The 15203-nt window shown below is 68.5% G+C and carries 10 protein-coding genes; all 10 read right to left on the bottom strand.

The window, feature by feature from the left end; genetic code table 11:
• Positions 1-5 precede the first annotated feature (5 nt).
• The gene (locus tag CMC5_RS05005) at positions 6-1238 is read right to left on the bottom strand and encodes a PP2C family protein-serine/threonine phosphatase (protein WP_050429346.1); all 1233 of its coding nucleotides are present in this window, start codon (positions 1236-1238) and stop codon (positions 6-8) included.
• An 18-nt stretch (positions 1239-1256) separates the two neighbouring features.
• Positions 1257-2249: a hypothetical protein gene (locus CMC5_RS05010; RefSeq protein ID WP_245678300.1), complete on the bottom strand. Its 993-nt coding sequence runs from the start codon at positions 2247-2249 to the stop codon at positions 1257-1259.
• A gap of 170 nt (positions 2250-2419) precedes the next feature.
• Complete coding sequence (locus CMC5_RS05015) at positions 2420-3598, bottom strand: vWA domain-containing protein (protein WP_169796459.1); 1179 nt, start codon at positions 3596-3598, stop codon at positions 2420-2422.
• A gap of 182 nt (positions 3599-3780) precedes the next feature.
• Entirely contained in the window at positions 3781-4680 is a 900-nt protein-coding gene (locus CMC5_RS05020) for a tRNA1(Val) (adenine(37)-N6)-methyltransferase (RefSeq protein ID WP_050429348.1), read from the bottom strand.
• 168 nt (positions 4681-4848) lie between these two features.
• Positions 4849-6822: a hybrid sensor histidine kinase/response regulator gene (locus CMC5_RS05025; RefSeq protein WP_050429349.1), complete on the bottom strand. Its 1974-nt coding sequence runs from the start codon at positions 6820-6822 to the stop codon at positions 4849-4851.
• A gap of 2 nt (positions 6823-6824) precedes the next feature.
• Entirely contained in the window at positions 6825-8855 is a 2031-nt protein-coding gene (locus CMC5_RS05030) for a hybrid sensor histidine kinase/response regulator (RefSeq protein WP_050435719.1), read from the bottom strand.
• Entirely contained in the window at positions 8852-9643 is a 792-nt protein-coding gene (locus CMC5_RS45645) for a hypothetical protein (protein ID WP_050429350.1), read from the bottom strand. Before CMC5_RS45645 ends, CMC5_RS05030 begins: the two co-directional genes overlap by 4 nt.
• Positions 9640-10356, bottom strand: coding sequence for a hypothetical protein (locus CMC5_RS45650; RefSeq protein WP_050429351.1), 717 nt, complete (start codon positions 10354-10356; stop codon positions 9640-9642). Before CMC5_RS45650 ends, CMC5_RS45645 begins: the two co-directional genes overlap by 4 nt.
• Positions 10353-11060: a cobalamin B12-binding domain-containing protein gene (locus CMC5_RS05045; protein WP_050429352.1), complete on the bottom strand. Its 708-nt coding sequence runs from the start codon at positions 11058-11060 to the stop codon at positions 10353-10355. The genes CMC5_RS45650 and CMC5_RS05045 overlap by 4 nt, the downstream gene beginning before the upstream one ends.
• 157 nt (positions 11061-11217) lie before the next feature.
• Positions 11218-15150 carry a protein kinase domain-containing protein gene (locus CMC5_RS05050; RefSeq protein ID WP_050429353.1) on the bottom strand — a complete coding sequence of 1311 codons (3933 nt, stop codon included), beginning with the start codon at positions 15148-15150 and terminating at the stop codon, positions 11218-11220.
• Between the last annotated feature and the right edge of the window lie 53 nt (positions 15151-15203).

A 15203-nucleotide genomic window follows, 5' to 3' on the forward strand; every position in this document is an offset into this window, starting at 1 on the left:
TGTGTCTACTGCACGGCTGCGACGACCAGCGTCACGTCATCGTCGAGAGCCCGTCCACCACGATAGTCCTCGATCGCAGTGACGATCGCGTCCCTGATCCGCTCGGGTCCTGCCGCTGCGAGTTCCTGGAACAGGGCGCGCAGGCGCTTGTCGGTGAAGGGCTCCTGGGCCTCGTTTTCACACTCCGTGATGCCGTCCGTGAACCACAACAGCGCATCCCCAGGCTGGAGCTGGACGGTCTGGGCTTGATAGTCCGTATTGGCCGCAGCGCCGAGCGGGGACCCCTGCGCCGCAATCTGTCTCACCGAGCCCTTGCGAGCGATGTAGGGGAAGGGATGCCCCGCATTGGCGATGCTCATCGTGCGGCTGCTCGGCTCGAAGATGGACGCAGTACACGTCATCATGAATTTCTGCTTCGCCGCCTCGTAGATCGAGCAGTTCATGATCCGGAGCAGCTGGGTCACCGTGAGCCGCTCCGAAGAGAAGGTGCGCGCCAGGTCGCAGGCCGCCTTGGCTGCGCCGGTGATGATCGCCGACGAGATCCCATGGCCCGTCACGTCGCCGATGACCGTGAGGACACGATCCCCTGGTAGATCGTGGACCGCCCACCAGTCTCCGCCGCACTCTGCGGCGGGCTGGAAGTGCCCCGCGATCCGCAGGAACGAGCGATCGTGGACGTCCTCGCTCGGGACCAGCATCTGCTGGACGGCGCGGGCCACCTCGAGCTGCTTCTTGAGCGAGGCCTTCTCCGCCGTGTCGTAGAGCAGCTGCACCAGCCTGTCGGCGAGATGCAGGAAGTTGACCCGGATGTCGTTGATCACCTCGCTGGCGTCGCCACCACCCGAGGACATCGAGGCGCTCACGGCGAGGATCTCGCCGAGCTTGGCCGCGAACTGCCGCTTCGCCACCGTGATGGTCCCGGTCAGCTCGTGGGTGCTGGCCGGCTCTGGCCGGGTGCTGGCCACATCGTGGAAGACGTTCAAGGCGTCTCCCACGGCGCTGATCACACCCTTGAGCCGGTCACGCTCCGCGGCGAGCTGCTCGTGGAGCTGGCTCATCTCGGTGGTGCTCAGCTCGAGGGAGCGGGTGAGGAGACCCCGATCTTCCGCGACGTGGCGGTAGTGATCGCTGATCCGGGCGAGGGCCTTCTGCCACGTATCGCGATCGGGGGGCTCGTCGAGCTCCGTGATGCCGAGGCGCTTGAGCTGCCGGACGAGGAGCGGGTCGATCTCGCTCATGACTTCCCCCTCATTGGCCTACCTCTCGCTCTGCTCGACGGGTTCGGCCAGCGCCGCCTGCCGTTCGAAGAAGTGAACCGATGCCGGCAAGGAGCGAAACTCCCGCGGGTTCACATCGAGATCATAGAAGGAGGTGACCAGCGTCGAGCTGCGCGGCGTGACGTCGACGAGCAGAACGGCCCCGGCGCTGTAGATCTTCAGCATCCCCAGGCCCGCACCCCCGCGCGAGGTGTCCAGCACCTGGTCGTCGGGCCCTCCGCTCACCTCGCGTGCGCTCAGCCCTCGCGTGATGCCCTCGAAGACGTCGTGCCGTCGCAGCCGCCCGAAGGGGTCATGCGCCTGAAGGGCGATCCGTTCGCCATCGGTCCCCAGGCGGAGCGTCGGGATCTCGTTCTCCTCCAGCGTGAGGCTCTGCTTGCGATCGTGGGAGTAGCGGGGCCGACCACGCCGATCGATCGGCGCGCCGTACATCGCGTTCATCAGGAGCTCATGCGCCAGCTCCCCGAGCCGCTCGGCGATGCGCGTAGGGGCGCCAGCACGTTCGGCCCAGTGGGACACCTCGCTCACGGCCCGATCCCGCTCGTCGCTGGAGCGGGGTCTCCACTTCACGATCGTGGCGCCCCAGGACAGCATGTCGGAAAGGCGGGGAGGGGCGGCCAGCGGGTTGAGCAGACGCTTCACCGAGAGCGCGATCTCCCACGGCCTCGGCATCGACTCGAACGTGGGCCAACCCATGACGTTCGAAAGGCGGGCCTCGCCCAGGGCTGCACGCAGCACCGACGCGACATTGCCCGAGGTCCAGACCATCAAGTTCAACGTCGGGTAGCGCTCTGCCGCCCACTCGAGCGCGAGATCGAGATCCGCCGCGTCACACCCCAGGAGCAAAGGACGCTTGCTGAGCACCTTGTGGAGTTCAGCGGGATCGTCCACGACGGGGACTTCCATCAGTCCGCTGGCTGCGCACATGACCCGGGCGATCCGCTGGCCGACCACCCGGTTCCGTTCCAGCACCGCGATGCTTGCCTTCCGAGTTTCGCTCAACGTGGGAGTTCGATACGAAGCTCGAACGGCGGATCTGTCAAGAGGAGGAGTGGTGATGGGCTGTCGCGCTGGCGGTGAACCAGCGCGATCATGCGCTGCGCGACGCGCATTGCAGAGGAGCGCGTTGCGCGTGGGCTACATCAAGCCGGCGTCGTGTCGCAGCCGACGATGATGCGAATGCCGCCAGAGTTGTCGCCCTGCGCCGTCTGACAGGTGGTGGGGCAGAGCGTGATCGTCGCGGGGTTCTGGGGATTGTCGTAGTACCAGCCGCCGTTGGCTCCGCAGGCGCTCTCCGAGCTGACCTGACCGATGATCTGCTCGTTGCCACCTTCCGAGGTGTAGACGACGTTGATCTGGTTCGGATTGATCATCTGACCGTCGTTGCTCTGCGGCATCTGGAAATCGCACGCGAGCTGGCTGCCCTGGATGGCCTGAAGCGCGAGCAGCAGCTCCTGCTCGGCGTTGGCGCCAGCACCGATGAAGATCCCCTGGCCCGTGCCCCCGCGATCGGCGATGAGGTTCATCAGGTTCGGCGCCGAGCCCTGGAGGCCGACGGCGTAGGTATAGATCCCGGCGCTCGTGAAGGCCTCTTCCGCAATGCCCGCGATGGCGTTGCTGTTCTGGTTGCAACCGTTCGGCTCCCCATCGGTCACCAGGATGACGACTGCCTTCTCGGTCGGGTTGGCTGCGACGTAGTTCTTGGCCCAGAGCGTGGCACCGCTGAGCGCGGCGAAGATCGGCGTGTCGCCACCGTTCGGGGTCTCGCTGGTGATCGCCGAGATGAGCAGCTGCTCCTGAGCGTCGGTGGGGGCCGACTCGGAGGTCAGCGGCGCCGCGTCCACGGCAGGCTGAGCGCAAACATTCACGTTGCAGCTGCTGCCCGTGCAACCCGTGCCCGGGAAGAAGCGAAGCGCGACGCGCAGGCCTGAGGCCTCGGGGGACTGAATGAAGGCGCGGAGCGCTGCGGTGGAGCTGTTCCACTTGTTGTTCGACTGCATCGAGCCGGACCGATCGAACATGATGATCATGTTGAGCGGGACCAGCGTTGCAGCGTCGCTCGACGTCGCGCACTCGGTGAATCCCGTGCCGCTCGAGGCGCCCGAGCCGCTGGTCGGGTCGATGATGAAGCCGCCTGCGCCACCATCACCCGTCGCACTGCTGGTGCTGTTCCCTGCTCCCTGGCCCTCGCTGCCTCCGTCAGAGGTTGCGTCTCCGCCGGAAGAACCGCACGCCACGCCAATGGCTGCAGCGGTGCTGAAGAGGAGGCCAAGGGCGAGCTGGCGCGTCGTCAAGCTACTGGCAGTCGTGATGCGCTTCATGCTTCCCATCTTACGGCAAGCCTCGTGCCGTTGGGAAAAACACTCTATGGCATCAAAAATTCATCCGAGGTGCGATGAAGATGGATGGCGAACGATCCAGTCCGGATCCTGAAACGACCAGGTCGCGTCTGGGCCGCGCGTCCCTCCGGTCTCATCGCACCTCCACCCTCCTTGGATGACGCTCAGATTACGGGGATCCCCATCGCTCGCCGGATCCCATTGAACGATGCCGTGAACCGGTGGTCGGCTCCCCGGATGACGAGGGGAGGCTTTTCCTCGAAGGCGAGTCCACTGCCGGGTCTGCGGGCGGCGTAAACCGAAAAGAGCGCAGTTTTGCCTTCGCGCGGGATGGCGTCCATCCAGGTGACCATCTCGAGACCCGCTGCCTCGGCCCCCTGGTGCACCCGGTCCCGCTGGCGTGCCGCGGAGCAGCCCACGAAGACGCCCTCCGGGGCGAGCAAGCGCGCAGCAGCCTCGAAGTACACCTCGACGCCGCCCCGGTGCTCGAAGCGACAGGGGCCGCACTGCACGCGCGAGGACTCGATCCCGGTGCCTGGCGGGAGGTAAGGCGGTGTGCCGGTCACCAGGTCGGGCGCACCGATCCCTTCGAGGTTTGCAGGGTCCCGCATGTCACCGTGCCGCACTGTGCACCGGCTCTCGAGCCCGTTCCACGCCACGGAGCGCTTCGCCAGACCGGCGCTCAGCTCCTGAGCCTCCACGCCCACGCAGCGTGCGTCGGGGAATCGCCATGCCGTGCAGAGCAGCACCGTCCCGATGCCACAGCCGAGATCCACGGTGAGGCGCGGCGGTGCGTGCGCCGTCAGCTCCGCGGCGAACCATGCGGTGACCAGGTCGTCCGCTGACCAGCGGTGCCCGTCGACGCGCTGCAGGATCCGGAAATCGCCGGCCAGATAGCAGAGGTCTTCTCCCGATGCCGGCCACAGCTCGGGGCGGTCCGGTGGCGTGACGGGGCGCGGACCCGGTGCGACCCATCCGGGAGGCCTTCTGGCGGGGCGCACGATGCCAGCACAGGGCGGCGAGGTCGGGGGCTTCTCCTGCCCGGGAGTGAGCACTGCATCCATCGAGCGGAGCCTTATCACACGGGGCGTGCGGAAGCGTCTTCGGGCCCCACCCTCCTCGGGGTCGAGGTGATGGAGCCCATGGACGTGGGTCATCCTTCTTCCTCCGTATGGCCTCCGGCGGCTTGCAAAGGACGCGCGTCGGCCACAGGCCGCGTCACCGGCGGGGGCTCAAGGAGAGGTCGGGCCGGGCGGCCGAGCGCGCAAGCTCCGCGTCTGGCGTTCGATGGCCTCGGCGAGGCGGGTGGGGTTCACGGGCTTGACCAGGTGCTCGTCGAAGCCTGCCTCGTACGCTCGGCGTCGGTCCTCGTCTCGCCCGTACCCTGTGACGGCAATGAGCGCGATGTTCCTCCCCGCTGCCTCCGCGCGCAATCTCGAGGCGACCTCGTAACCATCCATCGCCGGGAGACCGATGTCGATCAGCGCGACATCCGGCTTCATCGTGAGGGCCATCTCGAGGCCCGTGACGCCATCGCTCGCCGCCTCGACGTGGTGCCCCCAGAGCTCGAGCAGGTTCTGGACGAGCTCCAGTGCGTCCGGGTTGTCTTCGACGACCAGCACCCGCAGGCGACCCGTCGGAGACCGCTCGGGCTGGGACGCTTCTGGGAGGGGGACGTCCTTCAGCGCTGGCAAGCGGACGATGAATTCCGAGCCTCGTCCCCGACCCTCGCTCTGCGCCTGGATGCTGCCCCCGTGGAGCTGGACCAAGCCACGGACCATGGTGAGGCCAATCCCGAGACCACCGGTCGAGCGGGCCAGCGAGACGTCCTCCTGGACGAACAGATCGAAGATCGACTCGAGCTGATCCGAGGCGATGCCCATGCCGGTGTCGCGCACATGGATCACCGCGAAGGCCTTGTTTTCCTGTTGCTCTCTGGCGATCGACAGCCAGATGCGTCCCCCGGTGTCCGTGTACTTGGCTGCGTTGTTGAGCAGGTTGACGAGGATCTGCTCGATGCGGAGCGTATCGCCTTCGAGCCACAGAGGCTCCTCAGGAACCGAGACCGAGAGCTGATGGCGTCGCGAGTCGATGAGCAGCTGACAGGTGGTCACGGCGCGCTCGATCAGCTCGTTCAGATCGAACGGTTCCTTCTTCAGCAGGATCTTGCCGCGGGTGATGCGCGACACGTCGAGCAGATCGTCGACGAGCCGCGCGAGGTGGCTGGTCTGCCGGCTGATGGTGGCCCGCAAGCGCACGTTTTGCTGATCCTGGGGGCCGATGCGGTTCTGGATGTGGACCGCCGTGCTGATCGCGTTGAGAGGGTTTCGCAGCTCGTGCGCCAGCATGGCCAGGAACTCGTCCTTCCGACGATCGGCTTCGGCCAGCGTGTCGGCGCGGTGGCGTCTCTCTTCCTCCAGCCGCTTCCGCTCGGTGATGTCGCTGAAGATCAGCGCGAGGCCCTGCGCCTCGGGTGTATAGGCGACGGGATCGGCGGTGATGCGGTACCAGTGCTCCCCGACGAGCGCCTCGGTGCTCTGACGCTGTCCTGCGCTGGTCGTCACGTCCGGCCACCCCCGGGGGGCCCCAGCGGGGAGCAGTGCTCCGAGGAGTTCTTCCGGGGTTTGGCCATCGAGTTGCGTCAACAGTGCGGCCGGCCTGGGGTCGAGCGAGCGCGTGGCGGAGAGCCGGGCGAGCATCGCGGCGAAGGCACTGTTGTGACGGCGAAGTCGCCCGTCCGCTCCGAACAGGCACACGCCATCACTGATGCCGTCGAACGTCGCCTCCCAGTCGTTGGCAGCGGTGCGCGCGGCTTCCTCTGCCTTCCGCGCCCGCAAGAGGGCCCGCACCATTGCGATCAGCTCGACCGCCTCGAAGGGCTGGGTCAGGTAGCTGTCGGCTCCCCCCTCGAGCCCCTGGACGCGTCGCTCGCTGGTCACGAAGGTCGCTGACGTCTGGAGGACCGGGATCGACGAGGTGGCCGAGTTGGCCTTCAAGAGACGACAGACCTCGTAGCCGCTGATGTCGGGCAGCTTGATGTCGAGCACGATCAGGTCCGGTCGTGTCGTCGCGAGCTGGAGCGCCTCTTCCCCGTTCTGCGCCTCGCGCACGGTGAAGCCTGCGCCCCCGAGGATCTTCCGGATGAGATACCGGGTGGTCTCGTCATCGTTGACGTTGAGAACGACGGGGCGTTTCGGTTCCGGCATCCTCACGGCTCCTTCGACGCTTTTGCGGCCGGTCCGATGCCCGCATTGGTCAAGGCGTCCCGGATGCGTGCGATGGCCAGCTCCCGCGAGAGGCTGTGCTTCGAGAGGATGGCCGTGGTCTCGGTCTGGAGCCGCTGCCGCTCGCTCTCTTCGAGGCTCTTCGAGGTCTGGACGATCACGGGGATGGACCTGGTTCGCGGGTCCTTCTTCAGCTCATCGAGCACGTCGAATGCGGTCATGTCACCCAGCACGAAGTCGAGAAAGATGACCTGAGGCTGCTCTCGTCGGGCGACCTCGACCCCTTGCTCTCCATTCACGGCCTCGATCACGACATATGGTGTGCCGGTGAGCATGCGGCGGACCAGGTAGCGTGCCACCTCGTCGTCGTCGATGACCAGCACCCGCTCGACCGGGCCGCTGCGCGCCAGAGCCTTGAGCCGTTTGAGGAGCCAGGCCTTCTCGAAGGGCTTCACGCAGAACTCGTCGGCGCCGAGCGCGCGCGCCTTCTCCTCTCGGCTGGTGACGGTGACGACCAGCGCCGGGATGTCTCGTGTCGCCTCGTTCGCCTTGAGCTCTGCGAGGAAGTTCCACGACGTCTCGCCCTCGAGCATGATGTCGAGCACGACGGCCGAAGGGCGGAGTCGCTCCATCGCCCTGCGCGCGTCGTCGATCGAGCGCGCTGGAACGACCTGGAAGCCAGACCCTTCCAGGTATTTCTCGTAGAGGAACAGCGTCTGCCGGTCGTCTTCCACCACGAGGACGGGGGCGCGCATCGGGTCGAGGACCTCGCTCCGCGCGACCATGTCGTTGAGCGCCTGGGCCTCGGGATGAACGCGAGGGATGATCAGCGAGAAGGTCGAACCTTTCCCGACCGCGCTCTCCAGCGAGACGCTGCCGCCGAGGGTCTCGCTGACCTTGAGGCACAGCGCCAGACCCAGGCCGGTCCCTTTGACCTTTCGCTGGAGAGGGGAATCGATCTGGACGAACTCCTCGAAGATGTGGTGCTGGTCCTCGGGGGCGATCCCGATCCCGGTGTCGGCGACGGAGAAGATGACGGTGTCGTTCGGCCCCCGCTGCGCTCGCAGCCTGACTTCACCACGCTCCGTGAACTTCAGCGCGTTCGACAGGAAATTCCGGAGCACCTGGCCCACCTTGCTCTCGTCGGTGTCGAGCTCCGGGACCTCGTCCGCGCCCTCGATCACGAGCTGCACGGGGTCGGGGGCAAGAGGGCGGAGCATGCCTCGAAGGGCACCGAAGAGCGTCGCCACATCGAACCGAGCGATCCGTAGCCCGACCTTGCCAGCCTCCATCTTCGAGAGATCGAGCAGATCGTTGACCAGCTCGGAGAGGGTCTCGGCGGCCCTGCGGATGAACCTGAGCTGTTTGTCCTGCTCCTCGTTGAGTTCCCCGTCGGTGCGATCGAGCAAGAGCCGAGAGAGCCCGAGGATCGAGTTCAGGGGCGTGCGGAACTCGTGGCTCACGTTGGCCACCATGCGCGCCTTGACCTCGGACGCTCGTCGGAGTGAGTCCTGTTTCTCGTCCAGCTCCGCGTGCAAGGCGACCATGCCGCGGTTCGAGTCGTCGAGCTCACGGCCCAGCCGGAGCAGCTCTTCGTGACGACGGAGCAGCTCGCGTTGCTGACGCTCCGTCTCGCGGTAGAGCCCTGCCAGCTCGCTCATCGTGGCGGCGACCTGGCCGAGCGCGTTGGCGTAGTCCTGAGGTACGAGGCTCGCCACGATCGCGATCTCGTCCCCCTCGCAGAGGGTCCGCACGGCCACCGTGGTCGGCATTCCCTCCACCATCAGCGCGAGTTCCCAGCTGGCCACGGCCTGGGCGCACGACTCGTTCAGCAGGGCGTCGATCTTCTCTTCGGAGCCAGGGGCCGCGAACGCACGAAAGTGCATCCCCGGGCGCGCTCCGATGAGCTGGGAGGCGCGTGGATCCGCAAAGGTGACCTGGCCTTTCAGGTCGCAGACGAGCTGAAGCTCGCGGCTGAGCGAGGCGAAGCGCTTCTCGCGAGGGGCCTGCGTCATGGCGACCCGAGCTGCTGGACCGCGGGCGAGCCCACCTCCGGCCACGACCAGGAGGGCGCACCGAGCCATGCACCCAGTGTCAGCAGAGCCGGAAACAAGGTTTCGGCAATGTACCGCGCTGCCCAGGGCGCGCCAAACAGCTTTGCGAGCATGCGAAGCCCTCTATCGTCTCTGCGATGCGCCACAGCGTAGCCTTCGAGTGTACGGGCTACCACGGGAGCGTGCTCGGGACGCTGAACGGACGTGAAACACAGCGATTCGTAGACGCGAAGATACGCGTCGAACGCGGTGCGTGCCGCGGGCAGCGTGTTCTTCGAGATCCGGGTATACATTGCGAAGTTGGAGAACCAGTCGGCACACCAGGGAGGCAGCGGACCACCCGGTGGCAAGCGGCTCCCATGGACGGCATGAACCTCGCGGAGGGGCGCGAGCTGGGCGTTGCGTTCTTCGCCTGCGGGGAGGGTGGGGGACAGGTCGGTGACGAGCATCAGCGCTGCACCATCGAGCGTCACCAGGTCGGCACCGAACACGGGCAAAGGGTGCTCGGGGAGCGGCACGCAGAGCGCGTTGCCGATGGCCATCTCGCTCCCTGTGATCTCGACGAACCGGGCGTGGCGGAGTGGTCCGCCCCGATAAGCTCGGGTGACCAAGGTGACCGGCTGCCCGCGCCACGACCCCGTGGCGCTCGTCGTCGCAGGATCGAGCGACAGCGTCTGGAGGCCGAGCGCGTCCACGAGCGCCTCTTCAGCGCGCCGCGTGAACGCGACCGGTTGCTCCCGGAGCGTCATGGGGACGGTGAGCGGAGCCGCTCCAGCGCGGTCTCGAGGAGTTCTTCGGCCCTGCGGCGGCTGTCGTCCGACAGTACCCTCAGGCCCTCGGAGATGCCTTGCAGCCTCGTGATCAGCCGGCCGCGCGGTGTGCCTCGCTCGTGGAGAAAGTCCGCCGCCCAGCTCAGGTGGTTCATGAACAGCTCGGGCTTGCCGAGCGCGAGAGCGTCCGCGAGGTACGAGAGGAGCATCGCCGCCGACGCCGCGCGGTCGTCGGCATGAGGGACTTCGGCGCTGCCCGCGCTCGCACCGGGCGCCATCACCCGTGCGGCGATGGCGGTGGCGTGCTCCTGCAGCTCGCGTGCGAGCCCTGGGGGGTAGGTGAGCGCCGATGTCGCGGCGCCCAGGTAGGCGACCGCCGGCTCCGCATCCTGCTCGACGCGCCGTATGGCGACGGCGAGCCGCTCGAAGTTCTCGGCCAGGTGGAGCGTGCACATGCCACGCGTCGTGAGCAGCGGCTGGAGCCAGCGCGCGTAGTTGCACAAGGTGTCCGGCGACCCGGCGCGCAGGGCTTCGACCAGATAGCGCACATGGAACTGACCGTCTTCCCGTGCGAACCGGCGCCCGCGTTCTCCGTAACGCGCCTCCCAGAAGGGGTCCTGGTACATCTCGGTGAGCGCGTCCTCGGCGAGCTCGGACGCGCGGCCTTCGATGCGGTCGGCCAGCGCTCTCATCGTCCCTCCAGTCCGCTCGGAGGCACGGCGCCTCGTCCGGTCCGCCTGAGGTCGACCCGCAGGAGAGTACACACTGCCTCGACGACACCGTTTGCATCCTTCGGGGCGGGTGGCACGCCGAGCTGCTCCTCGATGCCAGGCGTCCAGAGCACGGCCCGACCCCCGGCCAGGATCGGGACCCGGGGGCCGAGCACGAGCCGCAAGCGGCTCACGGCGCGTCGCAGCGCCTCCAGGTGAAACGACATCGAGGCCGACAGGGCGACGAGATCGGGTCGCATCTCCGCGGCCATGGACACGAGGTGATCGGTGGGGACGTTCGACCCCAGGAGCCGGACCTCGAACCCTTCGGCCTCCAGGAGATCGGCCATGATGCGGGCCCCCATCTCGTGCTGCTCCCCCTCGACGCAGGCGAGCAGGATGCGCTTGCCGTTCCGCGGCGAGCGTGGCAGGTGCCGGTATAGGTGAGAGAGGACGAGCTGGCTGACGGCCGTCGCGAGGTGCTCCTGCGCCACGGTCAGCAGGTTCTCTTGCCAGCGTCGGCCGATCTCGTACTGCGCCTCTTGAATCACCCCGAGGTGGATGTCGCGTACGGCCATGCCGCCCTTCAACGCCTCCTCCACCACCTGCACGGCCCGGCCGCGATTGCCAACGAGGATGGCATCGAGGTAGTCCGTCACGAGGTCCGGCTGTTTTGACGCAGTCATGTGGACGATCAGGCTCTGTCGACGGGAGCACGCGGGCAACTGGGCCGTGCCCTGCTTCTTCGTGAGGAAACCCTGCGGGCCGTCGGGAAGTCCCCTTCAGCCCACAGCATGGAGGATGCCCCCGTGGAAGGAGCTTACTTCAACCGGTGGATCCCGATCACATCGAGCGCCTGGATGCGTCCATTTCCTGGGACCACAGGGTCGCCAGCGCGTAGGTCTTCGCGTGCTCCGGCACGTCCTCGCAGAAGCTCTGCCGTCGTGCCGGATCGGTGATGCGCTGCGTCCGCTCGAGGAGCCGGTCCATCGCGAGCGTCACCGCGTCTCTGGCGGCGCCGTGATGGCCCGTGGCGCGGAGAGTCTCCGCGTACGTCAGCCGGATGAGCGCCTCGCCCTCTTCCGCGCCACCGAGCGAGACGAGCATCGACAGCGCCTCCCGGGCCAGCGCCAGCGCCTCCGTCGAACGACCCAGATCCAGCAGCACCCGCGCCCTGACCGCGAGCGCCATCGCCCGCAGCGTGGGGACGAAGGCGAGTGTCGCGACGGCCGCGTCCGCCTCGCCCTCGGCGGCCGCTTGATCGCCCAGCCTCGAGAGCACCTGCGCCAGGTAGGCGCGCGACCGGCCCTCTTGCCTCCGGTTGGCCTGCGTCAGGAACGCCTCGATCGACTCCAGCAGCACCGTCCTCGCGGAGGCCAGGTTCCCCAGGTGCAGCCAGCACAGGCCGAGGTTCTGCTTCGCGAAGGTCGCGACGTTGTGCAGGCTCATCCGCTCGGCCTCCTCGAGCGCCTCCCGCAGGCCCGCCTCGGCGCGCGCATACATCCCGAGCTGGATCTGACAGTGCGCCGCGTTCACCCGGTTGAGGCAGGCGTTGCGCAGGTCGCCCGTGTGCAGGAAGCAAGGGATGCTCTGCTCGGTGCAGTCGAGCGACTCCGCCGGGTCGCCGTAGCAGAGCGCGCGTGAAGCCCGGAGCGCGTAGATGCGCGCCGCCACCACGAAGTCCCGGCTGGCGAGCGGCGCGGCGACCTGCGCGATCTGCTCGATCAGATCTTCGGCTGGTCCGTGCTGTCCCGCGTGCAGGAGCGATGCCGCCACCCGCGCCAGCGCGCTCACGTTCGCGCCGCTCGGCTCGGGAGGGGGCCCCATCGCGCGCAGCTCCTCGGCCAGATCGGCCAGCCGGTCGCTCCTGCCCAGCCGCACCCGCATCGACGCCACCTCGGCCGCCGCTGCGTACCAGAGGGCGCTGCGCGAGGGGAAATGTTGCATCGCCGTCTCGGCGCACCGCTCGGCTTCTGCTGCCTCGCCCAGCCACTTGTGCGCCTCGGCCTGGATCAGCCGCAGCGCTGCCAGCATCTCCTCCTCCGCGCTGGCGGCGCCGCGCTCGGCCCGGCTGATGGCTCCCCGGAAATCGTTCGCCTCCAGCGCCTGCTCTGCGGCTCGCCGGAACCACACGACCGCACGCTCGGTGTCGCCCCCGCGCTCGTAGTGCTCGGCCAGCAGCGCCGCGTCGCGCTCGCCGGCGCCCTCCAGCCACTCCCCGGCCAGCCGGTGCCCCAGCGTCCGGTCGCCCTCCGTGAGCGTCGCGTACGCCGCCTCTCGCACCAGCGCGTGGCGGAAGTTGTACTCCTCTTGCCCCCGGAACTTGCCTTCGCCGCGCCGCGCCACCAGCTCCCGGTCGACGAGCACCGACAGCCAGTCTCCGAGGCGCGCCGATCCATCGGGGCCGCCGAGCAGCACCGACACCCCACCGCGCCAGAAGAGCTGCCCGAACACGCTCGCGGCCCGCAGCACCCGGCGCGCCTCCGGATCCAGCGCCTCGAGCCGCGCTTGCACCATCGCCAGCACCGTCTCTGGCAGCACCTCGGTGCGACCCGCGGCGGCGGCTCGGATCAGCTCTTCCAGGTAAAAGGCGTTCCCCCCGGCCCGCTCCACCAGCCGCGTCACCACCGAGGGCGGCACCTCGCCCCCGAGCACATCGCGCACCAGCTTCTCTGCGCCCCGGCGCCCGATCTCTCGCAGTCGGATTTCCTGGAGCCCGCGCTCCGCCCAGAGGCGCGGGAAGACCGTCTCCACCTCGGGCCGCGCCAGCGCCAGCACCATCAGCGGGAAGTCCCGCAGCCCTCGCAGCGCCGCATCGAGCAGCTTCACCGTGGGCAGGTCGCCCCACTGGAGATCCTCCAGCACGATCAGCACCGGCTGCGCCTGGCACTCGGAGAGCAAGAAGTCCTCCCAGGCCCGGCGCACCTGATCCCCCATCAGCACTGCGTCGCCGCGTGCCGACCTGAGCTCCACGCTCGCCTCGTCGGGGAAGCGTACCCCTGCGATCTCCCCGAGGAACACCGTCACCCGCGTCAGATCCTCCTCGCGCGTGTGCCTCGCCACGCGGGCCCGGAGCCGCTGCTGCGCGAGCTCCGGCGGCTCCCCGCCTTGCAACCCCGCCTCGCGCCGGAGCATCTGACCCAGCATCCGGTACGGCGAGCCCGCGCTCATGGGATCGCCGTAGCCCAACCACACCTGCACGGGCTCCGACCGCTCTCGCACCTGCCGGAGCAGCTCGTACCGCAGCCGGCTCTTGCCGACCCCGGCCGGCGCGCTCACGAGCACTGCGCGCGCCGTCGGCTCCTCGCAGCACTGCTCCAGCACCGCCCGCAGGATGCCCATCTCGTGGTCGCGCCCCACGAACGGCGTCGGGCGCCCCAGCAGCGTCCGCGCGGCCTCCACCTGATCGCGCTCCGCCTGGAGCAAGAGCCCCCCCGCGTCGCCCTCCACATCGAAGCGCGCGTCCAGAAGCCCCGCCATCACATCGTCGAGCCGGATGCTGTCCGCGTGCGCCCGGTCGAGCAGCCGCACGGCGCGCTCGATCGTCGCCCCCATCGGGACGCGCTCCACATGCGTCCCGCGGCCCGCGACCAGCGCCATGCGCGTGCCCGGCACCAGGCCGCGTACTTCGAGCGCACACCGGGCGGCCCGCGCGGCATGATCCGTGGCTACCCCAGGTCCCTCGACCGTGATCAGCGTCAACCCATCGGCCAGCGTCTGCCTTCGCCCGTGGAACCGTGACGCGATGCGTCCCAGCGCCTCGCCCGAAACCGCGTAGCTCTCCTCGGGTGCAGCCATCCCCATGGGCAGTGTCGAGGGCAAGGTCATCGGCATCGTCGGCTGCTGCGCGGGCTCCACCGCGTTCGGCAGGCGCGCCAGCAGCAGACAGAAGATGCGCCGCTCCCCCGTGGTCAGCGCCACCGACGAGCGGCTCACCACGGCGGGCGGCGTGCTGCCGATGTCGCCGAGTGCGCTCAGCTCGTCGGCCACCACCCCTCCTTCGACGGGCCTGCCGGCGCGGTCTTTCGACAGCATCCGCGCCACCAGGCCGTCGAGCCCCTCCGGGATGTCCTGGCGCACCTCCCTCAACCGCGGCGCCTCTTCCAGCACCACCTTGAGCAGCGCCGCGTGCATGTCCTCTCCAGCAAACGGAGGTCGCCCCGTCAGGCAGTGGAACAGCACGCACCCCAGCGCGAACACGTCCGCCCGGGCGTCGATCACCTTCTCGCCGCGGGCTTGTTCGGGGGACATGTAGAACGGCGTCCCCACCACCACCCCGGTCATCGTCAGCGGGTCCATCCCGGCGTGCCGGGCGATGCCGAAATCGAGCACCTTCACCCGATCGGTCGAGCGGTCGACCAGGTGGAGGTTGCTCGGCTTCAGATCCCGGTGCACCACCCCGCAGCGGTGGGCCTCGGCGAGGGCCTCCGCCACCCGCAGCCCCAGGGTCACGCTCTCGGCCACGGTCAACCCCCGCCGCCGGAGCCGCTCCCCGAGGCTTTCCCCCTCCAGCCACTCCAGCGCCAGGTAGGGCTCGCCGGCCATCGTCGTTCCGTGGGCGATGTACTTCACGATCCCGGGATGCCGGAGTTCGGCGAGCACCTGGGCCTCGCGGAAGAAGCGCTCCGAATGATCCAGGCCGCGCCCGGCCATCACCTTGAGTGCGGCCGCCTCGCCCGTATGCCGATCGACCGCACGGTACACGGCCCCCATCCCGCCGCTGCCAGCGAGGCGATCGATGAGGAAGCGGTCGGCCACCAGGTCCCCGGGCTTCATGGGGCCCAGCCAGTATCGTAAAGCACGGCGTTCGGGGCCAGCTTTCGCAACCT

The sequence above is a fragment of the Chondromyces crocatus genome (genome assembly GCF_001189295.1).
Classification (GTDB): domain Bacteria; phylum Myxococcota_A; class Polyangia; order Polyangiales; family Polyangiaceae; genus Chondromyces; species Chondromyces crocatus.